Source organism: Kribbella speibonae (assembly GCF_004331375.1).
Taxonomy (GTDB): Bacteria; Actinomycetota; Actinomycetes; order Propionibacteriales; family Kribbellaceae; genus Kribbella; species Kribbella sindirgiensis.
The window spans coordinates 399533-423042 of sequence record NZ_SJKC01000004.1 but is presented as its reverse complement, the minus strand read 5'-3'; the positions used below and the strand labels follow the sequence as shown (position 1 = coordinate 423042).

At 69.5% G+C, this 23510-nt stretch carries 23 protein-coding genes and 1 riboswitch; of the genes, 9 read left to right on the top strand and 14 right to left on the bottom strand.

The features are described from left to right. Positions 1–105 precede the first annotated feature (105 nt). The 4 genes from E0H92_RS29990 to E0H92_RS29975 form a co-directional block, all read right to left on the bottom strand. Entirely contained in the window at positions 106–1290 is a 1185-nt protein-coding gene (locus E0H92_RS29990; protein ID WP_131498630.1) for a trypsin-like peptidase domain-containing protein, read from the bottom strand. Positions 1291–1400: 110 nt separating this feature from the next. Further along, positions 1401–2420, bottom strand: coding sequence for a ketol-acid reductoisomerase (ilvC, locus tag E0H92_RS29985; RefSeq protein WP_131292027.1), 1020 nt, complete (start codon positions 2418–2420; stop codon positions 1401–1403). Positions 2421–2447: 27 nt separating this feature from the next. Then, entirely contained in the window at positions 2448–3110 is a 663-nt protein-coding gene (gene ilvN, locus E0H92_RS29980) for an acetolactate synthase small subunit (RefSeq protein WP_131498629.1), read from the bottom strand. Then, the gene (locus tag E0H92_RS29975) at positions 3110–4861 is read right to left on the bottom strand and encodes an acetolactate synthase large subunit (protein WP_131291657.1); all 1752 of its coding nucleotides are present in this window, start codon (positions 4859–4861) and stop codon (positions 3110–3112) included. The genes ilvN and E0H92_RS29975 overlap by 1 nt, the downstream gene beginning before the upstream one ends. Before the next feature lie 312 nt (positions 4862–5173). On the opposite strand from E0H92_RS29975, the gene E0H92_RS29970 reads away from it, so the two are divergent. Further along, positions 5174–5893, top strand: a complete 720-nt coding sequence (locus tag E0H92_RS29970; protein WP_131498628.1) for a class I SAM-dependent methyltransferase — start codon at positions 5174–5176, stop codon at positions 5891–5893. Between the two features lie 11 nt (positions 5894–5904). Beyond that, positions 5905–5988: riboswitch (ZMP/ZTP riboswitch) on the top strand. Between the two features lie 18 nt (positions 5989–6006). Next, positions 6007–6885, top strand: coding sequence for a 5-aminoimidazole-4-carboxamide ribonucleotide transformylase (locus E0H92_RS29965; protein ID WP_131498627.1), 879 nt, complete (start codon positions 6007–6009; stop codon positions 6883–6885). Here the strand turns inward: E0H92_RS29965 and E0H92_RS29960 are convergent. The 4 genes from E0H92_RS29960 to E0H92_RS29945 form a co-directional block, all read right to left on the bottom strand. Further along, a complete protein-coding gene (locus tag E0H92_RS29960; RefSeq protein ID WP_131498626.1) occupies positions 6875–7414 on the bottom strand; it encodes an AAA family ATPase in 540 nt (179 codons plus the stop codon). The genes E0H92_RS29965 and E0H92_RS29960 overlap by 11 nt on opposite strands. A 64-nt stretch (positions 7415–7478) precedes the next feature. After that, positions 7479–7760 (bottom strand): ubiquitin-like small modifier protein 1, encoded by a 282-nt coding sequence (locus E0H92_RS29955; RefSeq protein WP_131498625.1) that lies wholly within the window; start codon positions 7758–7760, stop codon positions 7479–7481. Continuing rightward, entirely contained in the window at positions 7757–8848 is a 1092-nt protein-coding gene (locus tag E0H92_RS29950) for a WD40/YVTN/BNR-like repeat-containing protein (RefSeq protein ID WP_131498624.1), read from the bottom strand. The genes E0H92_RS29955 and E0H92_RS29950 overlap by 4 nt, the downstream gene beginning before the upstream one ends. 15 nt (positions 8849–8863) lie before the next feature. Further along, positions 8864–9796, bottom strand: a complete 933-nt coding sequence (locus E0H92_RS29945; RefSeq protein WP_131498623.1) for a 2-hydroxyacid dehydrogenase — start codon at positions 9794–9796, stop codon at positions 8864–8866. A 77-nt stretch (positions 9797–9873) separates the two neighbouring features. Between E0H92_RS29945 and E0H92_RS29940 the strand changes: the two genes are divergently transcribed. From E0H92_RS29940 to E0H92_RS29920, 5 genes are all read left to right on the top strand, one after another. After that, on the top strand, positions 9874–11253 hold the full coding sequence (locus E0H92_RS29940; RefSeq protein WP_238173662.1) for an FAD-binding oxidoreductase: 1380 nt from the start codon (positions 9874–9876) through the stop codon (positions 11251–11253). After that, positions 11250–12536 (top strand): SAM-dependent methyltransferase, encoded by a 1287-nt coding sequence (locus E0H92_RS29935; RefSeq protein WP_131498621.1) that lies wholly within the window; start codon positions 11250–11252, stop codon positions 12534–12536. The genes E0H92_RS29940 and E0H92_RS29935 overlap by 4 nt, the downstream gene beginning before the upstream one ends. A gap of 78 nt (positions 12537–12614) precedes the next feature. Continuing rightward, on the top strand, positions 12615–13529 hold the full coding sequence (locus tag E0H92_RS29930; protein WP_165550103.1) for an LLM class flavin-dependent oxidoreductase: 915 nt from the start codon (positions 12615–12617) through the stop codon (positions 13527–13529). A 30-nt stretch (positions 13530–13559) separates the two neighbouring features. After that, positions 13560–14660: a PQQ-dependent sugar dehydrogenase gene (locus E0H92_RS29925; protein WP_131498619.1), complete on the top strand. Its 1101-nt coding sequence runs from the start codon at positions 13560–13562 to the stop codon at positions 14658–14660. A gap of 123 nt (positions 14661–14783) precedes the next feature. Continuing rightward, positions 14784–15260 carry a hypothetical protein gene (locus E0H92_RS29920; RefSeq protein ID WP_165550102.1) on the top strand — a complete coding sequence of 159 codons (477 nt, stop codon included), beginning with the start codon at positions 14784–14786 and terminating at the stop codon, positions 15258–15260. A 105-nt stretch (positions 15261–15365) separates the two neighbouring features. On the opposite strand, the gene gatB is transcribed toward E0H92_RS29920, so the two are convergent. Genes gatB through gatC form a run of 3 tightly spaced genes read right to left on the bottom strand, consistent with a single transcriptional unit; the run spans position 15366 to position 18662 of the window. Then, positions 15366–16862: an Asp-tRNA(Asn)/Glu-tRNA(Gln) amidotransferase subunit GatB gene (gene gatB / locus E0H92_RS29915; protein WP_131498617.1), complete on the bottom strand. Its 1497-nt coding sequence runs from the start codon at positions 16860–16862 to the stop codon at positions 15366–15368. Continuing rightward, entirely contained in the window at positions 16859–18364 is a 1506-nt protein-coding gene (gene gatA, locus E0H92_RS29910) for an Asp-tRNA(Asn)/Glu-tRNA(Gln) amidotransferase subunit GatA (protein WP_131498616.1), read from the bottom strand. Before gatA ends, gatB begins: the two co-directional genes overlap by 4 nt. A gap of 1 nt (position 18365) precedes the next feature. After that, positions 18366–18662 carry an Asp-tRNA(Asn)/Glu-tRNA(Gln) amidotransferase subunit GatC gene (gene gatC / locus E0H92_RS29905; protein WP_130387521.1) on the bottom strand — a complete coding sequence of 99 codons (297 nt, stop codon included), beginning with the start codon at positions 18660–18662 and terminating at the stop codon, positions 18366–18368. Between the two features lie 212 nt (positions 18663–18874). On the opposite strand from gatC, the gene E0H92_RS29900 reads away from it, so the two are divergent. Then, positions 18875–19519 (top strand): amino acid-binding protein, encoded by a 645-nt coding sequence (locus E0H92_RS29900; protein ID WP_131463757.1) that lies wholly within the window; start codon positions 18875–18877, stop codon positions 19517–19519. A gap of 57 nt (positions 19520–19576) precedes the next feature. Here E0H92_RS29900 and E0H92_RS29895 read toward each other — a convergent pair whose 3' ends face one another. Further along, a complete protein-coding gene (locus tag E0H92_RS29895; RefSeq protein WP_131291631.1) occupies positions 19577–19801 on the bottom strand; it encodes a hypothetical protein in 225 nt (74 codons plus the stop codon). Between the two features lie 39 nt (positions 19802–19840). After that, positions 19841–20842, bottom strand: coding sequence for a PT domain-containing protein (locus tag E0H92_RS29890; RefSeq protein ID WP_238152884.1), 1002 nt, complete (start codon positions 20840–20842; stop codon positions 19841–19843). A gap of 90 nt (positions 20843–20932) precedes the next feature. Here E0H92_RS29890 and E0H92_RS45290 point away from each other — a divergent pair, with 90 nt between their 5' ends. Next, on the top strand, positions 20933–21313 hold the full coding sequence (locus E0H92_RS45290; protein ID WP_238173661.1) for a hypothetical protein: 381 nt from the start codon (positions 20933–20935) through the stop codon (positions 21311–21313). 83 nt (positions 21314–21396) lie between these two features. On the opposite strand, the gene ligA is transcribed toward E0H92_RS45290, so the two are convergent. Beyond that, entirely contained in the window at positions 21397–23499 is a 2103-nt protein-coding gene (gene ligA, locus E0H92_RS29885; RefSeq protein WP_131498615.1) for an NAD-dependent DNA ligase LigA, read from the bottom strand. Between the last annotated feature and the right edge of the window lie 11 nt (positions 23500–23510).

Sequence of the window (23510 nt, the reverse complement as noted above, 5' to 3'; positions counted from 1 at the left end):
AGAAGCGGTAGGGGCTCATCAAGAACAGAGCACCGCGCTGTGCCCGCTGCTCTCGATGGTACCCCGTCCACTCCACACCGTGAACGGGGACCCGAATGCCGGTCACTAGGCGTCGCAGGCGGCTGGTTCTGACGCCTTGACGGTTCTGTCGATCACCAGTTGGCCGCGTGAGCGGACCAGGTAGAACGTGGTGTCCAGGCGGGTGCAGTTCTGGCCGTCGGCGCCGGTCGCGGTGGGGGCGAACAGCACGTTGTACGCCATCCGCGCGGAGGAGCCGTCCGGCGCCAGGTCGGTGAGCCTCGGGTTGAAGAAGTACGAGGTCAGGTGCTTGTCCCGGTCCTGTGCCTCCGTCAGGGCGCCCGCGAACCGCGGCGAGTAGTACGCCCGCACCTTGCCGAACTCGTGCTGGTTCTGCAGGGTCAGGTAGTTGGTCAGCACCCGCTGCGCCTCCCTGGCGAGCGGCGTGTTCGCGACCTGCAGCACCGGTGCGATCGGGCTCTGCGGACCGCGGGACTCCGGACAATCTCCGAGCGTCCCGACCGTGACGCCCGACGGCGCCTGCGCGACGTACCCGCGGAGTTTGCTGAGCGGGACGATGGTGCTGGCCTGGACCGTGTCGCCGGTGACCAGGCCGACGAGTTCGCCGGACTTGCCGACAACCGGGCCGCCCAGCTTGGCCGCGTTCATGAACTGGCTCAGCGGCTCGGGGTCGGCCTCCGAGCCGACCGCGTTGACAACCTGTTTGCCCGCTGCCGTGTAGCCGACCAGGGCGCGTTCGGCCTTCCGTTCGGGATCGGCCGCCGGCAGTCGCAGCGGCGACTCGTTCAAACCGATCGACTGCAGGACGGCGACGCCGTCCGCACTGGTGGCGAGCAGGTTGGCGCGCCGGATCCGGCCGTCCTGGGCCACCACGATGATCGACTTCGGCTGGTCGACCGCCGACGCGGCGGTCAGCACCCGCCCGTTGTCGATGACGACGCCGGACGCCTCACCGGTGCCGGCGCAGGTGGTGGCGAGCACCCGGACCACGGCCGGGCCGGCCGACGTCAGCACCGCGGCGGTGTCGATCCGCAGGCTCTGCGCGCGGACGTACCAGCCCGCACCGGCGCCGCCCGCGACGATCACGATCAGGACGAGCAGACCGGCGAGGATCCGGCCGAAGATCCACGGGCCCCGGGGCGGCGGCTGGGCGCCGGACGACCGGGTCGGCGCCTCCAGTTGGGTGAGCGTGCCGGCTCCCGCCGGAACCCGCCGCGGCGGCCGCGGAGCCCCGCTCCTGCCGTCCTCCACCGCTCGCCCTCCCCCAAATCACCAGTACAGACCACAACCGTCACACATTGTGTCAAACAAAAGGGCCCGGACCACCCACCTGGGTTGGTCCGGGCCCTGAGGTCGTTTCGTCAGCGGGCGGCGGTGCCCTCGACGTAGTCCTCGTCGTGGGACTTGACCCACGCCATCAGGCCGCGCAGTTCCTTGCCGACGGCCTCGATCGGGTGGCTCTCGCTCTGCTTGCGGAACTCGGCGAACTCCGGCGCGCCGGCGTCCTGGTCCGCGATGAAGCGGGCCGCGAAGGTGCCGTCCTTGATGTCGGAGAGCACCTCCACCATCCGGGCCTTCACCGACGCGTCGATGATCCGCGGGCCGGACACGTAGTCGCCGTACTCGGCGGTGTCGGAAACCGACCAGCGCTGCTTGGCGATCCCGCCTTCGTAGATCAGGTCGACGATCAGCTTGAGCTCGTGCAGGCACTCGAAGTACGCGACCTCGGGCTGGTAGCCGGCCTCGGTCAGCACCTCGAAGCCGGACTGGATCAGCGCCGACACGCCACCGCAGAGGACGGCCTGCTCACCGAACAGGTCGGTCTCGGTCTCCTCGGTGAAGGTGGTCTTGATACCGCCGGCCCGCAGACCGCCGATGCCCTTGGCGTACGAGAGCGCCAGGTCCCACGCCTTGCCGGTGGCGTCCTGCTCCACCGCGACCAGCACGGGTACGCCGCGACCCTCGGAGTACTCGCGACGGACCAAGTGGCCCGGGCCCTTCGGGGCGACCATGAACACGTCGACACCCGCCGGCGGCTTGATGTAGCCGAACCGGATGTTGAAGCCGTGCCCGAAGACCAGCGCGTCGCCGTCGACCAGGTTCGGCTCGATGGCCTCCTTGTAGAGCTTGCGCTGGGCCGGGTCCGGAGCGAGGACGACGATCACGTCGGCTTCCTCGACCGCCTCGGCCGGGGTGACGACCCGCAGGCCCTGGGCCTCGGCCTTGGCCCGGCTCTTCGAGCCTTCCGGCAGACCGACCCGGACGTCGACGCCGGAGTCGCGCAGCGAGAGCGCGTGGGCGTGGCCCTGGGAGCCGTAGCCGAGGACGGCCACGTGCCGGCCCTGGATCACCGACAGGTCGGCGTTGTCGTCGTAGAACATTTCAGCAGCCACTTCGGGCACTTCTCCTTAGTGTTGATTCGGTACGGCGGCGGCGGTACGGCCCGGCGGCGGCGCCGGTACCGGGTGGTGCGAAGGGGCGGCAGCGGCACCAGTACTGGCACCGGCCGGCCGCGCCTGCACGTTCGGGGGTCCGGACTGCACGTGCGGCGGCGGCACCGGGACCGGACGCAGGGTGCGGTCGGAGATGGAGCGGCTGCCGCGGCCGATCGCCACCATGCCGGACTGCACCAGCTCGCGGACGCCGAAGGGTTCCAGCACCCGGAGCATGGCCTCGAGTTTCTCGGGATTGCCGGTCGCCTCGATCGTGATCGCGTCCGGCGCCACGTCCACCACCTTCGCACGGAACAGCTGGACGGTCTCCAGCACCTGTCCGCGGGTCAGGGTGTCCGCCTTGACCTTCACCAGCAGCAGTTCGCGCTGAACCGTCTGCGTGGGTTCGAGTTCGACGATCTTGATCACGTTCACGAGCTTGTTGAGCTGCTTGGTGATCTGCTCCAAAGGTTGCTCGTCCACGCTGACCGCGATGGTCATCCGGGACACCTCGGGGTGCTCGGTCGGACCGACCGCGAGGGAATCGATGTTGAACCCGCGGCGCGAGATCAGCGCCGCCACCCGGGCCAGCACACCGTGCTTGTTCTCCACCAGGATGCTCAGTGTGTGCTTCGACATCAGAGCTCCTCCCCGTCCCACTTCGGCGCCATGTCGCGGGCGATCTGGATGTCGTCGTTGCTCGTACCGGCCGCGACCATCGGCCACACCATCGCGTCGCGGTGCACCACGAAGTCGACGACGACGGGCTGGTCGGTGACCGACATCGCCTTGTCGATGGTGGCGTCGACCGATTCCTTGTCGGAGCAGCGCAGCCCGACGCCGCCCATCGCCTCGGCGAGCTTGGCGAAGTCCGGGATCCGGGCCGAGTGCAGGTCGGTGTTGGAGTAGCGCTTGTCGTAGAACAGCGTCTGCCACTGGCGGACCATGCCCAGCGACTGGTTGTTGATCACGGCAACCTTGATCGGGATGCCCTCGAGCGCGCAGGTGACGAGCTCCTGGTTGGTCATCTGGAAGCAGCCGTCGCCGTCGATCGCCCACACGGTCTTGTCCGGCCGCGCGACCTTGGCGCCCATCGCGGCCGGCACGGCGTACCCCATGGTGCCGAGGCCGCCGGAGTTCAGCCAGTGGCCCGGCTTCTCGAACGGCAGGTAGTGCGCGGACCACATCTGGTGCTGGCCGACGCCCGCGGTGTAGACGGCGTCGGGGCCGGCGATCTTGCCGATCCGCTCGATCACGTACTGCGGGGACAGCGTGCCGTCCTCGGGTTCGTCGTAGGCCACCGGGTACTTGGCCCGGACCGCTTCGAGCTGACCACGCCAGGCGTCGTACGACGGGGTGCGGCCGGCGCTCGCGATCTCGGTCTTCAGCGCCGCGATCAGATCGGTGATGACCTCCTTGCAGTCACCCACGATCGGCACGTCGGCGGCCCGGTTCTTGCCGATCTCGGCCGGGTCGATGTCGGCGTGGATGACCTTCGCCTCCGGCGCGAACGAGTCCAGCCGGCCGGTCACGCGGTCGTCGAAGCGGGCGCCGAGGGTGATCAGCAGGTCGGAGCGCTGCAGGGCGCCGACGGCCGAGACCGAGCCGTGCATGCCCGGCATACCGAAGTGCAGGTCGTGGGTGTCGGGGAGCGCGCCGCGGGCCATCAGCGTCGTGATCACCGGGATGCCGAGCAGCTCGGCGAGCTCCTTCAGCTCGGCGCTGGCCTGAGCGCGGATCACCCCGCCGCCGACGTACAGGACGGGCTTCTCGGCGGCGACGATCAGGCGGGCCGCCTCACGCACCTGCTTGGGGTGCGGGCGGGTCACCGGCCGGTAGCCGGGCAGCGACAGCTCGGTCGGCCACTGGAAGTCGACGCCGGTGGTCTGCATCGCGTCCTTGGTGACGTCGACCAGCACCGGGCCGGGCCGGCCGGTGGAGGCGATGTGGAACGCCTCGGCGATCGTGGTGGCGATGTCGTTCGGGTCGGTCACCAGGAAGTTGTGCTTGGTGATCGGCATCGTGATCCCGCGGATGTCCGCCTCCTGGAAGGCGTCCGTCCCGATCGCGGCCCCGGCCACCTGCCCGGTGATCGCCACCAGCGGCACCGAGTCCATGTACGCGTCGGCGATCGGCGTCACCAGGTTGGTCGCGCCCGGTCCGGAGGTCGCCATGCAGACGCCGACCTTGCCGGACGCCGCGGCGTACCCCTGGGCGGCGTGACCGGCGCCCTGCTCGTGACGTACCAGGATGTGGCGGATCTGGGTCGAGTCGAGCATCGGGTCGTACGCCGGGAGGATCGCGCCGCCCGGGATGCCGAAGACGGTGTCGACCCCGGCATGTTCCAGTGCGCGGATCAGAGCCTGTGCCCCGGTCAGCTGCTCACTCATGAGTGCCTTCCCTCAGTCAGTCACGCTTGTTTAGCTTTTCGCGACCGATCCATCCTCGCTCGTGGTTGTTTTCCATGGACTACTGGGTCGCAGATAGTCGCATTGGCAACAAAAAACCCCTTCCGCCGGGTTGGCTGAAGGGGCGCGCTCGACTCAGTGGTCGCGTCAGTCGGCGCGCCGCACAAGTACGAGGAGAATCGATCGCATGTAGGCATTATTCGCCGACAACCGGCGGCCGGGTCAAGTTCACCTCACCTGTGTCTCACCTCCTGAGATGCCCGTCTTACAGACGCGTCCCCTAGCATTCCGGGGGTGATTGACGATCCGTACGGCGACGAGCAGTTGGTGGAGCTCTACGACCTGGACAACCCGTCCGGCGAGGATCACGACTACTACCGGGCTCTGGCCGACGGCACCGCGAAGGTTCTGGACTTCGGTTGTGGAACCGGGCTGCTCACGCGGTCGCTGGTCGCGCCCGGGCGGACGGTGATCGGCGTCGATCCGAGTCCCACCATGCTCGGGTACGCGCGCCGGCAGCCCGGCGCCGACGCGGTCACCTGGCTCGACGGGGACCACCGCGTGGTGCGGCCGACCGGCGACGTGGATCTCGCGGTCAGCAGCGGCAACACGATGATGCACGTCGCGGAGCACGCGGCCGCGGTCGGTGCGCTGGCCGCCGCACTGCGGCCCGGTGGCGTGCTCGCTTTCGAGTCGCGCAATCCGGCGGCGCGGGCGTGGGAGCAGTGGACGAGCGAGGCGACGTACGGCGAACGGGACACGAAGGCCGGGCGGCTGAAGGAGTGGCTCGAGCTGATCGAGATCGCGAACGGGCGCGTGACGTTCGACGCGCACAACGTCTTCGAGGACGGGCGAGACGCGGTCTACCGGAACGTCCTGTACTTCCGGTCCGCCGACGAGATCACGGCTGACCTGCTGGCGGCGGGTTTCTCGGATGTCGTCATCGACGGCGGGTGGCACGGCGAGCCGCTGGATGCGGCATCACGCCTGCTGGTGGTGCGCGCGACGAAGTAGGCCAAGTAGGCTGGGCGCACCGCGACTGGCGAGGGTGGAGTACCACCGGGGAGCGGAAATGTTCCTGTAGGGCGTCGTCCGCCTGGGCGCCTCCGATCCGCTCGGAGGTCCTCATGCGTTTGCGCTACGGAATGAACCCGCACCAAACCGCCACGATCGAACATCCACCGTTCACAGTCGTCGCAGGCGCGCCGTCGTACATCAACGTTCTCGACGCGTTGACCGGGTGGCAGCTGGTGCGGGAGGCCGCGGAGCGGTTCGGCGTACCGGCCGCGGCGTCGTACAAGCATGTGTCGCCCGCGGGTGCCGCGCTCGGCGAGACGGTGGCAGCCGCGTACACCCGTGCGCGGGACGCCGACCCGAAGTCGTCGTACGGCGATTTCGTGGCGGTCTCGCATCCGGTCGACCTGGAACTGGCGATGGTCCTGAAGCGGGTCGTGTCGGACGGGATCATCGCGCCCGGGTACGACGAGGGCGTGCTCGAGATCCTTGCCGCCAAGAAGCGCGGGACCTACCTGGTGCTCGAGGTGGACCCGGCGTTCGAGCCGCCCGCGGAGGAGGTCCGTGAGGTGTTCGGCGTCCGGCTCACGCAGGAACGCGACGCGCTTCCGATGCCCCGCGACCTTCCGGACGACGTGGTGCTGGGGATGATCGTCGCGCGGTACACGCAGTCGAACACGGTCGTGATGGTGAAGGACGGGATGACGATCGGCGTCGGCGCCGGGCAGCAGTCGCGGGTGGACTGTACGCGGCTCGCCGGCGAGAAGGCCGCGCTGTGGTGGGCGCGGCATTCGAGCGATCCGCTCACCGGCGTCTCGATGGTCTCCGACGGTGCGCTGCCGTTCACCGACAACGTCGTGGAGGCCCAGCGGTACGGCGTGTCGCAGATCGCCGACCCGGGTGGTTCGATCCGCACGCCCGAGGTGGCGGCCGCCTGCGCGGCGGCCCGGATCCACTGGTTCGAAACCGGCGTACGCCTGTTCAGGCACTGAGCAGATAGTCGCCTGAGGCAACGGCTTTGCGGACCTCGGCTGCTGCCCGCTGCGCGTCGAGCCGGGTGGTGTCGATCGCGTGCGGTTCCAGGGCGCCGAGGTCCGCGAAGGCGCCGTGCAGACCGGTCAAGGCGTCGGCGTCGGTCAGCTCGGGTTCGGGCCGTGCCTGTCCACGGTCCAGGGTCGTCGCGAGGTCGGCCCGCAGAACGACGTACGACATCGTCCACTCCCCCGCCGCTGCGGCCGCGCGGAACGGGGCGAGGAACCACGGCCCGATGATGCCGTCGACGACCACGTCGTACCCGCCGCGCGCATACACGCTCACGGTCGCGACGATCGCATCGACGACGACTTCGTTCTGGGTGTGCGCTCCCGGCAGGTACGGCGCGATGAACCCGGTGCGGATGCCGCGGTAGAACTCGTCGGTCGTCAGGTGCATCGTCGGCCGCGGCGCGCCGGTAGCGACCAGCCGCGCCACGGTCGTCTTACCCGAGCCCGACGGCCCGGTCAGCAGGAGGACGTTGCTCATGCCGACCGACGCTAACCAAGCCGGCCGCGAAACGGCAGTCTTTTCTTTTCGCCGGCCCAGGACGTCAGCCGCCGGCCACGCTGGGCAGGACGAGGAGTTCGTCGCCGTCGTTCAGCGGTGTGCCGAGGCCGTCCAGGTCGCGGATGTTGTCGTTGCCGAGGTAGATGTTCACGTGCCGGCGGATCGCGCCCTGCTCGTCGGTGAGGCGGCGGCGGAGCGCCGGGTGGTCGGCTTCGAGACCTGCGAAGACCGAGGCGACGGTCGGCGAACCGTCCACCTCGACCTCCACACGTTCGGCGCCGCCGGCGAACGGACGCAGCACCGTGGGCAGGCGGACCGCGATCATCCGACCACCGCTGCGCGCACCGTCAGTACGTCGGGAAGGTGCCGCGCGACCTCGATCCAGCTGTCGCCGGCGTCGGCGCTCGCGTAGACGCAGCCGTCCCGCGTGCCGACGTACACGCCCGCCGGATCGGCGGTGTCGACGGTCATCGCGTCGCGCAGCACCGGGGCGTACGACACGTCAGGCAGCCCGGCGGCCAGCGGCTCCCAGGTCGAGCCGGCGTCACGGGAGCGGTACACCCGGAACCGCGCCTCGGTCGGGATCCGGTTCGCGTCCGCGACCAGCGGGAACACGTACACCGTCTCGGGCTCGTGCGGATGCACCACGATCGGGAACCCGAAGTCCGACGGGAGGCCGTCCGCGATCGACTTCCAGATCCCTCCGCCGTCGTCGCTCCGGTAGACGCCGTGGTGGTTCTGCGCGAACATCCGCTCGGGCGCGTCGGGATGCGCGGTGATCTTGTGGACACACTGACCGAACTCCGGATACGGGTCCGGGAAGAACTTGGCCTGGATCCCCTGGTTCTTCGGGGACCACGTCTTCCCGCCGTCGGTGGTCTGGTAGACGCCACCGGTGGACATCGCCACGCTCACCCGATCGGGATCGGTCGAGTGCGGCAGCACGGTGTGAATCGCCGCGCCGCCGAATCCGGCGCCCCACTCGGAACGGTGCGGGTGGTCCCACAGCCCGCGGACCAGCTCGAACGTCACGCCGCCGTCGGTCGACTTCCACAGCGCCTGCGGCTCGGACCCGGCGTACACGACGCCCGGCTGGTCGGCCGGCGCCGGCTGGACCTGCCACACCCGCTCCAGCGACGCGTCGGCGTCCTTCGGGAAGCCGATCGAGCCCTCCGGCGGCTCGGCCCAGGTCTTGCCGAGATCGTCGGAGTGGAAGACCGCCGGGCCCCAGTGCTCGCTGGTGCCGCCGACGAACAGGCGCGCCTGGTCTCCACGGGTATCGATGCCGACGGCGTACACGCCCTGCATCTCGAACTCGGGCACCGGTCCGTCGAGCCGCCACTCCTTGCGGTCAGCACTCCGGCCGATCCAGAGACCTTTCTTGGTCCCGATCAGCAGTACGGCCTCGGACATCGTCGTCGTCCTCCTTCAGCGTGGCGGACCTGCCACCACATTGATCAACGGTTCCCCGGACGCGTAGCGCTCCAGTTGCGCGCGCACCAGCCTGGCCACCCGCGGCGCGAACGCCGTCGAGGCGCCGCCGCGATGCGGATTGATCAGTACGTTCGGAGCAGACCACAGCGGATGTCCGGCGGGCAACGGCTCGGGATCCGTGACGTCCAGCGCGGCCCGGATCCGCCGCGTCCCGAGCTCGGTCAGCAACGCGTCGGTGTCCACGACGACACCGCGCGCGACGTTCACCAGCAGCGCGCCGTCCTTCATGCCGGCCAGGAACTTCGCGTCGACCATCCGCTTGGTCTCCGGCGTCGCAGGCGTCAGCAGCACCACGACATCCGCGCGCGGCAACAGCTCCGGCAGCTCCGATATCGGGTGTACGCCGTCCCGCGGCCGCCGCGCGACCCGGATCAGCTCGCATTCGAACCCCGTCAGCCGGCGCTCGAGCGCCTCACCGATCGCGCCGTACCCGAGGATCAGCACAGTCCGGTCGGCGAGCGAGTCGTCGACCTCGTCGTACGACCCCGGCCAGGCCTGCTGCTCCTGGTCGCGGACGGCTCGCGGAAGATTGCGGAACGAGGCGAGGATCAGCCCGACCGCCAGCTCGGCCGTGGAGGCGTCGTGTACGCCGCGTGCGTTGCACAAGGTGACGCCGTCAGCGAGCCGCGACTGCGCGTGCTCGAACCCGGCCGTCTGCAGCTGCACGACCTTCAGTGCCGGCATGTCGCGGAGGACGTCGAACACGTCGCCGCCGCCCATGTAGCCGGGCACGTAGAACTCCACCTCGTCGAGCGACTTCGGCCGCTCAGCACCGGAGTAGAAGTCCACGTCGTACCCCTCGGGCACCCCGCCGAGGAACGCGTCGGGGTCCTCCCAGGGCAGCCATGCCTTCACCACGTCAGCCATGCGTTTCAACCTACTCGGGGTCGTGGACAGTTTTGAACTCCGGTGCCGGAGTCCGGAGAGAGTCGTACTCTGGATCGGTGCCTTCGACATCGGATACGGCGGTGGTGGTCGCGCACGATCGGGCCGTCGGGCGGCTGCGGGCGTCGTACGAGCTGATCCCGCCGGGCGAGCCCGTCCGGCTGGCGAAGCGCAGCTCGAACCTCTTCCGGCCGCGCGCCGATCCCGGGCGTCCGGGGCTCGACGTGTCGCAGCTGACCGGCGTAATCAGCGTGGACCCGGCGGCGCGGACTGCCGACGTGCAGGGCATGTGCACGTACGAGGACCTGGTCGCGGCGACGCTCCCGCACGGGCTGACGCCGATGGTCGTGCCGCAGCTCAAGACCATCACGCTCGGCGGCGCGGTGACCGGGCTCGGCATCGAGTCGTCGTCGTTCCGCGCCGGCCTCCCGCACGAGTCCGTGCTCGAACTGGACATCCTCACCGGCGCCGGCGCGGTGGTCACGGCGCGCCCCGACGGCGAGCACGCCGACCTGTTCCGGATGTTCCCGAACTCGTACGGCACGCTCGGGTACGCGACCCGGTTGCGCATCGAGCTCGACCGCATCTCGCCGTACGTCGCCCTCCGGCACGTCCGGCTCGGTCTGGACGCACTCGCCCCGGCCATCGACGAGATCGTTGCCTCCGGCACGTACGACGGGGAGCCGGTGCACTTCGTCGACGGCGTCGCGTTCAGCCCTTCGGAGGCGTACCTGACCGTCGGGCGGAACAGCGACGCCGCGGTGCGGACGAGCGACTACACCGGTCAGCAGATCTACTACCGGTCGATCCAGCAGCGCCCCAAGGACTTCCTCACCGCGCACGACTACCTCTGGCGCTGGGACACCGACTGGTTCTGGTGTTCCGCGGCGTTCGGTGCGCAGAAGCCCGTCGTACGGCGGTTGTGGCCTCGGCGCTGGCGACGCAGCGATGTCTTCCACAAGATCGTCGGCTTCGAGAACCGGCACCACGTCGCCGCCCGGCTGAACCGTCGCCGTGGGCAACCGGACCGCGAGCGCGTGGTCCAGGACGTCGAGATCCCGGTCGCCCGGCTGGCGGACTTCCTGCGCTGGTTCGACACGCACGTCGGCATGCGGCCGGTCTGGCTCTGCCCGCTGCGCCTGCGCGGGCAAGCGTCCTGGCCGCTCTACCCGCTGCAGCCCGGCGAGACCTATGTGAACGTCGGCTTCTGGGGCACTGTCCCGATCGCTCCCGGCGCCGCCGACGGCGACGTGAACCGGCGGATCGAGCAGGCCGTCACCGACTTCGGCGGCCACAAGTCCCTCTACTCCGACGCCTACTACGACCGTGCCACCTTCGACCGGCTCTACAACGTCGCAGCGCTGGACGAGGTGAAGAAACGCTACGACCCGGACGCCCGGCTCACCGGGCTCTACGAAAAGGCGGTGACGCGCCAATGACGACGCTGGCAACTCAGGTATCGATCGCCGAAGCTCTCACAGCGGTGACTCCGGACGGGCTGCCGTTCCGGTTCACGGCGTACGACGGCAGTGCGACCGGGCCCGACGACTCACCTGTTCAGATGCACCTCGCCTCCGAGCGCGGACTGTCGTACGTCCTGACCGCGCCGGGAGACCTCGGTCTGGTCCGGGCCTACGTGATGGGCGACCTGGAGATCACCGGCGTCCACCCGGGCAACCCGTACGAGCTGATGCGGATGATGCTGAACCAGCTGCACTTCCACCGCCCGACGCCCAGCGAAGCGCTGCGCATCGTCCGCGGTCTCGGCTGGAGTCACCTGAAACCGCCGCCACCGCCGCCCCAGGAGCACCTGCCGAAATGGCGCCGTACCTTCGAGGGTCTGCGGCATTCGAAGGCCCGGGACAAGTCCGCGATCCATCACCACTACGACGTGTCGAACCGGTTCTACGAGTTGATCCTCGGACCGTCGATGACCTACACGTGCGCCGTCTACCCGTCGGCGAGCGCCACGCTCGAGGAGGCGCAGGCGGAGAAGTACGACCTGGTCGCTCGCAAACTCGACCTGCGGCCCGGGCAACGACTGCTCGACGTCGGCTGCGGCTGGGGCGGCATGGTCCGGCACGCGGCCCGCGAGTACGGCGTGGAGGCGCTCGGCGTGACGTTGTCCGCTGCCCAGGCGGAGTGGGCGACGCAGGCGATCAAGCGCGAGGGCCTGGAGGATCGCGCCGAGGTGCGGTTCCTCGACTACCGCGACGTCGCCGAGCGCGACTTCGACGCGATCAGCTCGATCGGGCTGACCGAACACATCGGCGTCCGCAACTACCCGTCGTACTTCGGTTTCCTGCTCGACCGGCTGAAGCCGGGCGGCCGGCTGCTCAACCACAGCATCACGCGGCCGGACAACCGGTTCCGCTCGACCGGCGCGTTCATCGACCGCTACATCTTCCCGGACGGCGAGCTGATCGGCTCCGGCCGGATCATCGCCGAGGCGCAGGACGCCGGCTTCGAGGTCCGCCACGAGGAGAACCTCCGCGAGCACTACGCCCTCACCCTGGCCGGCTGGTCCGCCAACCTGCTCGCCCACTGGGACGAGGCCGTCGCCGAGGTCGGCTACCCCACCGCCAAGATCTGGGGCCTCTACCTGGCCGCCTGCCGCGTCGGCTTCGAACGCAACACCACCCAGCTCCACCAGATCCTCGCCGTAAAACTCGATGCCGAAGCCAACGCCCACTTCCCCCTCCGCCCGACCTGGATGAGCTGACGCTCATGCGGCGAGTGCATGGAGACCGCCCAGGTTAGGCATTGGACCTGGGCGGCCGGCGCGCGCGACGGTGGGTTGGTGACTGTCGAGTTCGGCGTGCTGGTGGACGTTCGGGAGGAAGGTGCGGGGTACTCCGCGGAACGGATCGAGGAGGTGGTGCTCGCCGACCGGCTCGGGTTCGACGGTGCGTGGTTGTCCGAGCATCACCTCACACCAGACGGGATGCTGCCGTCGCCGCTGGTGATGGCGGGCGTGCTCGCTGGACGCACGGAGCGGATCCGGATCGGGACCAACGTGCTGGTGCTGCCGCTGCATCACCCGTTGCGGGTCGCCGAGGACGTCGCCGTACTGGACCTGGTGTCGGGCGGACGGATCGTGCTTGGGGTGGGACAGGGGTACGCGGAGCGGGAGTTTGCGGCGTTCGGAGCGGAACGGCGGCGGCGTGGCGTGCTGCTCGAGGACGGTGTGCGGCGCATCCGCGAGGCGTGGTCGGGCGGAGACGTGACGCCGAAGCCGCGGGCCGAGATCCCGATCTACGCCGCCGGCGTGACCGCGGCAGGTCTGCGCCGCGCCGCCCGGGTGGGTGACGGCGTGATCATCTACTGTGCGACTCCGGCCGACCTGATCGCGCGACGCAAACTGCTGGACGAGGTCGTCGACGATCCGCCGCCGCTGATCTGCACCGGGATCCTGCACGTGGACGACGACCCGGACCGGGCCTGGGCGGACGCCGCGCCGGGAATCGCCTACCTGGAAGGCGAAATCGCGTCGTACGGCGGGACCGAACCGCCGCCGCTGCACCGCGACGACTACCTCGTGGGTACGCCGGACGACGTCGCGGCCCGGCTGATCGACCTGCACGCGGCCACCCGGTTCGTGCACTTCGCGCACTGGCTCCGGCTGCCCACGCTCTCCCACGAGGCCGCGGTGCGCTCGCTCGAACTCGTCGCGCGCCGGGTGATTCCCGCCGTACGGGCTGGTGTGAGCCGCTAACTTGGGGACAGGACGACCTGAGGAGCGGCGATGGGCAGCGGGCGGGCGACAGCTGTGGTGGCTGCGCTGGCGTTGGTCAGCGGGTGTTCGGAGACTGCGCCGACGACGTCTCCGTCGGCTCCGGCTCCGGCGAGTTCCGGTACGGCGGTGCCTACGGGCACGGTCGAGCTGACGGTGGCGGCGACGGTGGCCACCGGGATCGAGGTGCCGTGGGGGTTGGCGTTCCTGCCTGACAAGAGCGCGCTGGTGGCGGAGCGCGATTCCGCGAAGATCAAGCGGATCGCCGGGCAGGACGTGACCGAGGTCGGGACCGTGGACGATGTGAAGTCGTCGTCCGAGGGCGGGTTGCTCGGGCTGGCGGTCGATCCGGGGTATCCGGGGAAGCCGTACATCTACGCGTACTACTCGGGTGACGACGACAACCGGATCGCGCGGATCACCTACCAGGACGGGAAGTTGTCGGATCAGCAGGTGATCCTGGACGGGATTCCGGCGGCGGCGATCCACAACGGCGGGCGGCTGCGGTTCGGGCCGGACGGGTTCCTGTACGCCGGGACCGGCGACGGATCGGATCGTCCGAACTCGCAGGACGACGACTCGCTCGGCGGCAAGATCCTGCGGATCACCACCGAGGGCAAGGCCGCGCCGGGCAACCCGGACGGCCGGGTGTGGATCACCAAGGGCCATCGCAACGTCCAGGGCCTCGCGTTCGACGGGAACCAGCTGTACGCCGCCGAATTCGGGCAGAATACCTGGGACGAACTCAACGCGATCACCCCCGGCTCGAACTACGGCTGGCCGGCCGCCGAGGGCGTCAGCCAGCTGGACGGGATGGTCGACCCGATCGCGCAGTGGCACACGGCCGACGCGTCGCCGTCCGGGATCGCGTTCGCCAAGGGGTACGTGTTCATGGCGTCGCTGCGCGGCCAGCGACTCTGGGCGATCCCCGTTGCCGGAGGCAAACGAGTCGGCGAGCCGCAGGCGTTCTTCACCAGCCGGTACGGGCGGCTGCGCACGGTCGAACTCGCACCGGACGGCTCGTTGTGGGTCACCACGTCCAACACCGACGGCCGCGGTGGCACCCGGGACGGCGACGACAGGATTCTGCGCGTGACGCTCAGCACCTCCTGAGTCGTCAACCGTTTCGATTCTTCGGTCGTCTGGTACTTAGTGGAGTAAGCCCCGCGACTCGAGGAGGAGATCGGTATGCCGACCGGCCAGGCGTCTGGCGTCCCCAGCAGTGTGATCGCATCGATGAGCAGGTACGACGATGCTCAGCGAACAGTCGAGTACCTGAGAAGCTACGGGATGCAGGCGAGAAGCCTGGAGATCGTCGGCGCCGGACTCCGGCAAGCCACCAGACGGAGAGCGGTCCCGGTCGTCCGGCTGACCGCGACGACCGCGCTGCAGGGCGCGGCGCTCGGCGTCCTCGCGGCCGTCTTCATCACGCTGGTCGCCGAGACAACGCTGACCGGTCTCGCGGTCGTGGTCTGGGGCTTCGTGTACGGCGTACTGGTCGGAGCCCTGTGGGGTCTGTTCCGCGGCCTCGTCCGCAACCGGCCGGAGCTGGTCCACACCGAGACCCTCCCAACCCGCTACGAGATCCGCTGCCCCTCAGAGGAGCTGACCGTCGCCCAAACCCTCCTCGCCGACGCCGCCGACGTAGACGACGGCCGAGTAGACCGCGGCGTCATCGCCGACGCTCCCCACACAGAACGCGACGCAGCCTGAAAAACCCCGCCCCTCGCTCCGCTCGGGGCGGGTTTGGGGGGGTGCCCGGCACGGGTGCTGGGGCTGGGTTGCCGGGCGTCGGAGGTGCCGACGCCCGGCTCTGGGTCAGATCCCCAGTTTCTCGTTCAGGAGTTGGCGGACCTTGGCGGCGTCTGCTTGGCCTCGCATGTCCTTCATGACGGCGCCGATGAGGGCGCCGGCGGCGGCGGGCTTTCCGGAGTTGACCTTTTCGACGACGTCCGGGTTCGCCGCGATCGCGCGGTCGATCGCCTCGAGCAGGGCCGAGTCGTCCGACACGAGCGCCATCCCGCGCTTCTCGATGATCTCGGCCGGCGTGCCTTCACCGGCGAGCAGACCCTCGAACACCTGCCGCGCGAGCTTGTCGTTCAGCGTGCCGTCGTCGACGAGCTTCTGCACCTCGGCGACCTCGGCCGGGCCGACGCCCAGCGCGTCCAGGTCCTGACCGGACTCGTTCGCCGAGCGGGCCAGCTCACCCAGCCACCACTTCTTCGCGGCCGCCGGCGTGACGCCGAGCTCGATCGTCGCCACGATCGGCTCCAGCGCGTTGCCGTTGATCACGTCGCGCATCTCGAGGTCGGTGAAACCCCAGTCCTCCTGCAGCCGCGCACGACGTACCGAAGGCGCCTCGGGCAGCGTCGCCCGCAGCTCCTCGACCCACTCCCGCGACGGCGCGACCGGCACCAGGTCGGGCTCCGGGAAGTACCGGTAGTCGTCCGCGTCGGACTTCTCCCGGCCCGACGTGGTGATCCCGGTGTCCTCGTGCCAGTGCCGGGTCTCCTGCAGGATCTTCCCGCCGGACGACAGGATCGCCGCCTGCCGGGTGATCTCGTAGGTGATCGCACGCTCGACCGAGCGGAACGAGTTCACGTTCTTGGTCTCGGTCCGCGTGCCCAGGACATCGGAACCGTGCGGCTTCAGCGACACGTTGGCGTCGCACCGCAGCGAACCCTGGTCCATCCGCACGTCCGAGACGTCCAGCGACAGCAGCAGGTCACGCAGCATGCTCACGTACGCCCGGGCGACCGCGGCGGCCTTGGCCGGCGGGACCTCGATCGTCTTGGTGACGATCTCGATCAGCGGGATCCCGGCCCGGTTGTAGTCCACCAGCGAGTGCGAGGCGCCGTGGATCCGGCCGGTCGCACCGCCGACGTGCGTCGACTTGCCGGTGTCCTCCTCCATGTGCGCGCGCTCGATCTCGATCCGGTACGTCTCACCGTCGACGACGACCTCGGTCCAGCCGTTGAACGCGATCGGCTCGTCGTACTGCGAGGTCTGGAAGTTCTTCGGCATGTCCGGGTAGAAGTAGTTCTTCCGGGCGAACCGGCACCACTCGGCGATCTCGCAGTTCAGCGCCAGGCCGATCTTGATCGCGGACTCGACGGCCTTCGCGTTCACCACCGGCAGCGCGCCCGGCAGACCGAGGCAGACCGGGCAGGTCTGGGTGTTCGGCGGCGCGCCGAACTCGGTCGGGCAGCCGCAGAACATCTTCGACTTCGTGTTCAGCTCGACGTGGACCTCGAGGCCCATCACCGGGTCGTACTGCGCCAGTGCGTCGTCGATTTCGAGGACAGTGGCGGTCATCGGGTCACCTCCAGCTCCGGAGCCTTGGTCATCAGTACGCCGCCCCACTGCTCGGCCAGCGCGGACTCCAGCGCGGCGCCGACCTTGTACAGCAGGTCGTCGCGCATCACCGGCGCCATCACGTGGAAGCCGACCGGCAGGCCGTCCTCGTCGGCGAGGCCGCACGGGAACGACGCGGCCGCGTTACCGGCCAGGTTGGACGGGATCGTGCACAGGTCGTTCTTGTACATCGCGATCGGGTCGTCGATCCGGTCGCCGATCGCGAACGCGGTGGTCGGCGTGGCCGGCGAGACCAGCACGTCGACCTGCTCGTAGGCGCTGGCGAAGTCGCGGGCGATCAGCGTCCGCACCTTCTGCGCCTGGCCGTAGTACGCGTCGTAGTACCCGCTGGACAGCGCGTGCGTGCCGAGGATGATGCGGCGCTTCACCTCCGCGCCGAACCCGGCCTCGCGGGACAGGCTCGTCACCGTCTCCGCGCTGTTGGTGCCGTCGTCGCCGACCCGCAGGCCGTACCGCATCGCGTCGAACTTGGCCAGGTTGGACGAGGCCTCGCTCGGCAGGATCAGGTAGTACGCGGGCAGCGCGTACTCGAAGTGCGGGCAGGAGACCTCGACCACCTCGGCGCCGAGCTTGGTGAGCAGCTCGACCGCCTCGTGGAAGCGGGCCTCGACCCCCGGCTGGTACCCCTCGCCGCCGAGCTCCTTGACCACACCGATCCGCAGACCGGCGACGTCACCGTTGCGGGCGGCCTCGACGACGGCCGGAACCGGCTGGTTGATCGAGGTCGAGTCCATCGGGTCGTAGCCGGCGATCGCCTCGTGCAGCAGCGCCGCGTCGAGGGTCGTCCGCGCACACGGACCAGGCGTATCCAGCGACGACGCCAGCGCGATCAGCCCGTACCGCGAGGTCCCGCCGTACGTCGGCTTCACGCCGACAGTGCCGGTGAACGCACCCGGCTGCCGGATCGAGCCGCCGGTGTCGGTGCCGATCGCGAGCGGCGCCTCGTACGCCGAGATCGCGGCCGACGAACCGCCGCCGGAACCGCCCGGGATCCGGCTCAGGTCCCACGGGTTGTGAGTGGTGCCGTATGCCGAGTTCTCGGTGGAGGAGCCCATCGCGAACTCGTCCATGTTGGTCTTGCCGAGGATCACGATCCCGGCCGCCTTCAGCCGCCGCACCACCGTCGAGTCGTACGGCGGTTTCCAGCCCTCGAGGATCTTCGAGCCGGCCGTGGTCGGCACACCCTCCTGGGTGAGCACGTCCTTCAGCGCCAGCGGTACGCCGGCCAGCGGCGCGAGCTGCTCGCCCGAGGCGCGCTTGCCGTCGACCGCCTTGGCCTGCGCCAGCGCACCTTCGGTGTCGACGTGCAGGAACGCGTGCACGTCACCGTCGACGGCGGCGATCCGGTCGAGGTGGGCCTGGGTGATCTCCACCGAGCTGGCCTGCCCGGACGTCATCAGCTCCGCGAGCTCGGCCGCCGTCTTCCTGGTGAGGTCCGACATATCAGTCCTCCTCCAGGATCCGCGGCACCCGGAAACGCTGCTCTTCCGCGGCGGGCGCGCCGGACAGCGCCTGCTCGGGGGTGAGGCACGGGACGTTCTCGTCGGCGCGCATCACGTTGGTCAGCGGCAGGGCGTGCGAGGTCGGCGGGATGTCGTCCGCCGCCACCTGGCTGACCTGCCCGACCAAGGTGATGATCTGGTCGAGCTGCGGCGCGAGGTGGTCGAGCTCGTCGTCGGAGAGCTCGATCCGCGCCAGTCGCGCCAGGTGCGCGACCTCTTCGCGGGTAATCGATGGCATGAACTGATCCAATGCGTGCAGTAGCTGTCAGCCATGTAGACACATGGCTCGCATCAGCTTAGTGGGCGCTCTGTGACAGACACATTTCCGTCCCCCGAAGCTGTGGACAACGGCGGGATGAGATGGGTCGGCGTGTCTCTGCCTACCGCTCTGTAACATGGGCGGCGACAAGGCGTTACGCGCAAGGTGATCGGCTGGGAGATGATCGTTCGGTGTTCCTGCTGCGCTTGATCATCCCCGACCGGCCCGGTTCGCTGGGCGTCGTGGCGACGGCCCTCGGTGAGGTGGACGCCGACATCCACGCGATCGAGATCGTCGAGCACCGGCGGGAGAACGGCACCGCGGTCGACGACATCGTGGTCGATCTGCCACCTGGCGTACTGCCCGACCGCCTGGTGTCGGCCTGCAACAGCGTCCCCGACGTCGAGGTCATCTGGTTCTCGCGGTACGGCGCCGGCGGCGGATTGCACATGGACCTGGAAGCGGTCGAGCAGATGACGTCGGCGCCCGCGGACGCGATCGACATCCTGGTCGAGCAGTCACCGGCTGTGCTGCACGCGGACTGGGCTGCGCTGCTCGACGGCACCGGCAGCGAGGTGAAGGTCGCGCTGGAGACCAGTGCGACGCCGGAGTTCGGCGATGTGGCGGGCCGCTGGCTCCCGCTGGAGAAGGCGACGACGCTGGAAGCCCCGGACCACAAGGGTCTCGCGGAGTCGGTGCTGGTCGCCGCGCCGCTCGAGTCCGACCGCCGCGTCCTGGTGATCGGCCGTCGCGGCGGCCCCGAGTTCCTCGGCTCCGAGGTCGCGCGACTCTCCTACCTGGCCTCCCTGGCCGTCACCATCCGCGCCACCTCCTGACCCGAACGCGAAAACCCCCGCTCGCCGAACGCCGGCGAGCGGGGGTTTTGCTGTTGCTCAGGTGAACTGGAAGTACGCGAGGGCCCAGAGGCCCGCGATGATCAGCAGGACGACGACGCCGATCAGGCTGACGATCAGGATCGCCTGGCTGTTGCTGCCGTTCTTGTCCGGGAGGTCGAACTGGGTGGGACCCCAGGCCCCACCGCCGTCGACCCGCTGGACGGCCTCGGGCGGTGGCTGGGCCATCGTCCGAGACTCCCGCTTCTCCCGGGGGAACTTCACGCCGTCCTCCGTACTGCTTCCGTGCTTGCCTACCGCTGATCAGGCGTAGAACGACTCGTACTCGATCGAGACCTGCTGCGAGGTGTAGCTCGCCGAGCTGTTCCCGCTGATCTCGACCTTCCAGCCGCCTACATAAGCAGAGTACGGCTTCCCGTCGTTGTGCGCGTCGACGTACGCCTTCACGGCCGCGACGTTGCCGCCCTTGAGGGCACCGAACGCGTCGCCGAGCGCGGCCGGCAACGCCTTCTTGGCGTCCTCGGCCTCACCGGAGGCACTGATCTCGATGTCCTTGATGCCCTTGCCGCTGCTGGCGAAGAAGAAGACCCGCTGGTACCCGTACTTGCCGACGTCCTTCTTGCAGGAGGTCGTGCAGACGTAGCCCTTGGCCTTCAGCGCCGTCACCAGCTGTGCCTGGGTGGTGTCGAAGGACTGGTCCGGCAGGTCCATCGAGTCCTCGCCGGACTTGTGCCCGGACAGCCGGACGCTCTGGCCCTGGTTGCTGAGCTGGAACTCGCCCCAGGTGGTGCCGACCTCGTCGGAACGCTGACCGGTCTTCACCGCGTCCTGGACCTTCTTCACCTGGTCCGCGCCGAAGGTGTCGTTGCCGAGCGCCTGCAGCACCTGGTCGAAGGCGACCTGGGCGTTGTTGAAGTTGTCGTCGTCCTGCGCCTGCAGCCGGACCGCGATGATGTTGCCGTCGGACCCGAACTGGAAGATCGCCTCGGCGCCCTTCCGGCCGTCCTCCTTGAAGCAGCCGCGGTGCGCGCCCTGACTGGTGTTGAACAGGTCGCTGCAGCCGAAGCCGAGACCCTGCAACTTCTCGGTCGCGGTCTTGGCCTGGCCGGTCGCGTTGCCGAGCTCGCCGTTCTGGCCGGGACCGCCGGACGACGTGGAGGTCGTCGGCTTGCCGGTCGGCTCACCGGTCGGCTGCTCGGTGGTCGTCGGGTTCGAGGTCGGCGTGTCTTCGCCGCCGAACGCGCGGATGCCGAGGAACACCAGCAGGCCGATCACCACGAGACCGACCACACCGCCGCCGATCACCAGCGGCAGCTTCTCCTTGCTGATGCCACCCGGGCCCTTGGAACCCGGACCGCCCGGCTGCCACTGCTGGCCCGGACCGCCCTGCTGCTGGTGCCAACCGCCTTGCTGCTGCTGGCGCTGACCCCACGACTGCTGCTGGTACGCGCCACCCTGCTGCGGCGGCTGACCCCAGCCACCCGCCGGCGGCTGGCCCTGCTGAGGCTGACCATGTTGTCCAGGCTGTCCCGGCTGCTGGCCCCAGCCGCCCTGCTGCGGGCGCTGGTCCTGCTGCGGCGGCTGACCGTGCGGAGGCTGGCCCTGCTGGGGCTGCTGACCCCAGCCGCCCTGGCCTTGGCCCGGGGGCTGCTGGCCCCAACCGCCCTGCTGTGGCGGCTGGCCACCTTGTCCCCCGTGCTGCCCGCCTGGCTGGCCCCCCGGCTGCCCAGGACCCCATGGTCCCTGCGGCGGCGTCGTCATATGTGCTCCTTCTGACCCAGGTGTCGACGTGCAAAGTTAACAGTCGGACGGCTCAGTGCTCCGGACGGATCCATCCGGTTCGCGGACTGCCGAAATCGTTACGATTCGTCGGCCGCCGGCGTGGTCGCCACCGCGGCAGCCGCCTCGGCGCCGTCGTCGAGCAGCACCTGGAACCCGGCGGCGTCCAGAATCCGTACGCCGAGCTGGACGGCCTTGTCGTACTTCGATCCCGGCGAATCGCCGACCACCACGAACGACGTCTTCTTCGACACCGAGCTCGCGACCTTCCCGCCGCGCCCGGCGATCGCCTCGGTCGCCTCGTCCCGGCTGAACCCCTCGACGGTCCCGGTCACCACGACCGACAGCCCGGTCAGCGTCTGCGGCAGCGTCGGGCCGGAGCGCTCCTCGCGCATGACCACGCCGGACGCCTGCCACTTGTCCACGATCGCCTGGTGCCACGGCACCTGGAACCACTCGATCATCGCCTGCGCGATGGTCGGCCCGACGCCCTCGGTCTCGGCCAACTGCTCCTCGCTGGCCGCCCGGACATCCTCGATGCTTCGGAACACCTCGGTCAGCGCCACCGCCGCGGTCGGCCCGACGTGCCGGATCGACAGCGCGACCAGCACCCGGGACAGCGGCTTGACCTTGGCCTCTTCGAGGTTCGCGAGCAGCTTGCGGGCGTTCGCCGACAGCGCGCCGGCCTTCGTGGTGAAGAACTCGCTCTCGGCCAGCTTCTCCTCGGTGAGCGCGAACAGGTCACCCTCGTCGGCGATCAGCCCGCCGCGGATGAGCGCGTCGGCCGCCTTGAACCCGAGCCCTTCGATATCGAACGCGGACCGCCCGGCGAGGTAGAACAGCCGCTCCCGCAGCTGACCCTGGCAGTACTGCGAGTTCGGGCAGCGGATGTCGACGTCGGACTCCTTGGCCGGCGCCAGCACCGTGTCGCACCACGGGCACCGGGTCGGCATCTCCCACGCCGGCAGGCCCTTCGGGCGCAGGTCCACCACCGGTCCGAGGACCTCGGGGATCACGTCGCCCGCCTTACGCAGTACGACGGTGTCGCCCGGGCGGACGTCCTTGCGGGCGACCTCCTTGGCGTTGTGGAGGGTCGCGTACTCGACCGTGGAACCGGCCACCCGGACCGGCTCCATGTGCGCGAACGGGGTGACCCGGCCGGTGCGGCCGACGTTCACCTCGATCTCGATCAGCTTGGTGTTGACCTCTTCCGGCGGGTACTTGTACGCGATCGCCCAGCGCGGGGCGCTCGAGGTCGACCCGAGCGCGCGCTGCAGATCGACCTCGTCGACCTTCACCACGACGCCGTCGATCTCGTGGTCCACCGAGTGCCGGTTCTCGCCGTAGTACGCGATGAACTCGTTGACCTCGTCGAGCGTGCCGACCCGGCGGGCGCGGTCGCTGACCGGCAGGCCCCAGGCCTTCAGCTGGTCGTACGACTCCGAGAGCCGCCCGACGTGATAGCCCTCGACCTTGCCGAGACCGTGCACGACGAACCGCAGCGGCCGCCCGGCCGAGACCCGCGGGTCCTTCTGCCGCAGCGACCCGGCCGCACTGTTGCGCGGGTTCGAGAACACGTCCTTGCCGGCCTCGACGAGCTGCGCGTTCAGCTCCTCGAAGTCCTCGACCCGGAAGTAGACCTCGCCGCGGACCTCCAGGAACGTCGGGAGGTCGTCACCGCGCAACCGCTCCGGGATCGACTTGATCGTCCGCACGTTCGGCGTGACGTCCTCACCGGTGCGGCCGTCGCCGCGGGTCGCGCCGGTGACCAGCTTGCCGTTCTCGTAGACCAGGTCGAGGGCGAGGCCGTCCACCTTGAGCTCGCAGAGGAATCCGCTGTCGTGGATCTGCTGGACCGTGACCTCGCGCTCCAGCCGCTTCGCCCAGGCCTCCATCTGCTCGGCGGAGAACGCGTTGCCGAGGCTCTCCATCCGCTGCGGGTGGTCGACCGGCGTGAACAGCGTGGAGATCGGCGCGCCGACCTTCTGGGTGGGCGAGTCCGGCGTCCGGAGCTCCGGATACTGCTCCTCGAGGCCCTGCAGCTCGTGCATCAGCACGTCGAAGTCTGCGTCCGAGATGATCGGGCTGGCCAAGTAGTACCGCGCGCGGTGGTCCTCGATCTCCTGACTCAACTCCGCGTGCCGCGTCCGCACCTCGGCGGGAGCACCGACGTTCTCGCTCATAAGCAGAACTT

What these genes read in the sequence shown, in the direction of transcription:
- E0H92_RS29935 (WP_131498621.1), top strand. Translation starts at nt 11,250, where the DNA reads ATGACGACGCTGGCAACTCAGGTATCGATCGCCGAAGCTCTCACAGCG.
- gatA (WP_131498616.1), bottom strand. Translation starts at nt 18,364, where the DNA reads ATGTCGGACCTCACCAGGAAGACGGCGGCCGAGCTCGCGGAGCTGATG.
- E0H92_RS29945 (WP_131498623.1), bottom strand. Translation starts at nt 9,796, where the DNA reads ATGGCTGACGTGGTGAAGGCATGGCTGCCCTGGGAGGACCCCGACGCG.
- E0H92_RS29960 (WP_131498626.1), bottom strand. Translation starts at nt 7,414, where the DNA reads ATGAGCAACGTCCTCCTGCTGACCGGGCCGTCGGGCTCGGGTAAGACG.
- E0H92_RS29950 (WP_131498624.1), bottom strand. Translation starts at nt 8,848, where the DNA reads ATGTCCGAGGCCGTACTGCTGATCGGGACCAAGAAAGGTCTCTGGATC.
- E0H92_RS29955 (WP_131498625.1), bottom strand. Translation starts at nt 7,760, where the DNA reads ATGATCGCGGTCCGCCTGCCCACGGTGCTGCGTCCGTTCGCCGGCGGC.
- E0H92_RS29925 (WP_131498619.1), top strand. Translation starts at nt 13,560, where the DNA reads ATGGGCAGCGGGCGGGCGACAGCTGTGGTGGCTGCGCTGGCGTTGGTC.
- ilvN (WP_131498629.1), bottom strand. Translation starts at nt 3,110, where the DNA reads ATGTCGAAGCACACACTGAGCATCCTGGTGGAGAACAAGCACGGTGTG.
- E0H92_RS29965 (WP_131498627.1), top strand. Translation starts at nt 6,007, where the DNA reads ATGCGTTTGCGCTACGGAATGAACCCGCACCAAACCGCCACGATCGAA.
- gatB (WP_131498617.1), bottom strand. Translation starts at nt 16,862, where the DNA reads ATGACCGCCACTGTCCTCGAAATCGACGACGCACTGGCGCAGTACGAC.
- ligA (WP_131498615.1), bottom strand. Translation starts at nt 23,499, where the DNA reads ATGAGCGAGAACGTCGGTGCTCCCGCCGAGGTGCGGACGCGGCACGCG.
- E0H92_RS29920 (WP_165550102.1), top strand. Translation starts at nt 14,784, where the DNA reads ATGAGCAGGTACGACGATGCTCAGCGAACAGTCGAGTACCTGAGAAGC.
- gatC (WP_130387521.1), bottom strand. Translation starts at nt 18,662, where the DNA reads ATGCCATCGATTACCCGCGAAGAGGTCGCGCACCTGGCGCGACTGGCG.
- ilvC (WP_131292027.1), bottom strand. Translation starts at nt 2,420, where the DNA reads ATGTTCTACGACGACAACGCCGACCTGTCGGTGATCCAGGGCCGGCAC.
- E0H92_RS29975 (WP_131291657.1), bottom strand. Translation starts at nt 4,861, where the DNA reads ATGAGTGAGCAGCTGACCGGGGCACAGGCTCTGATCCGCGCACTGGAA.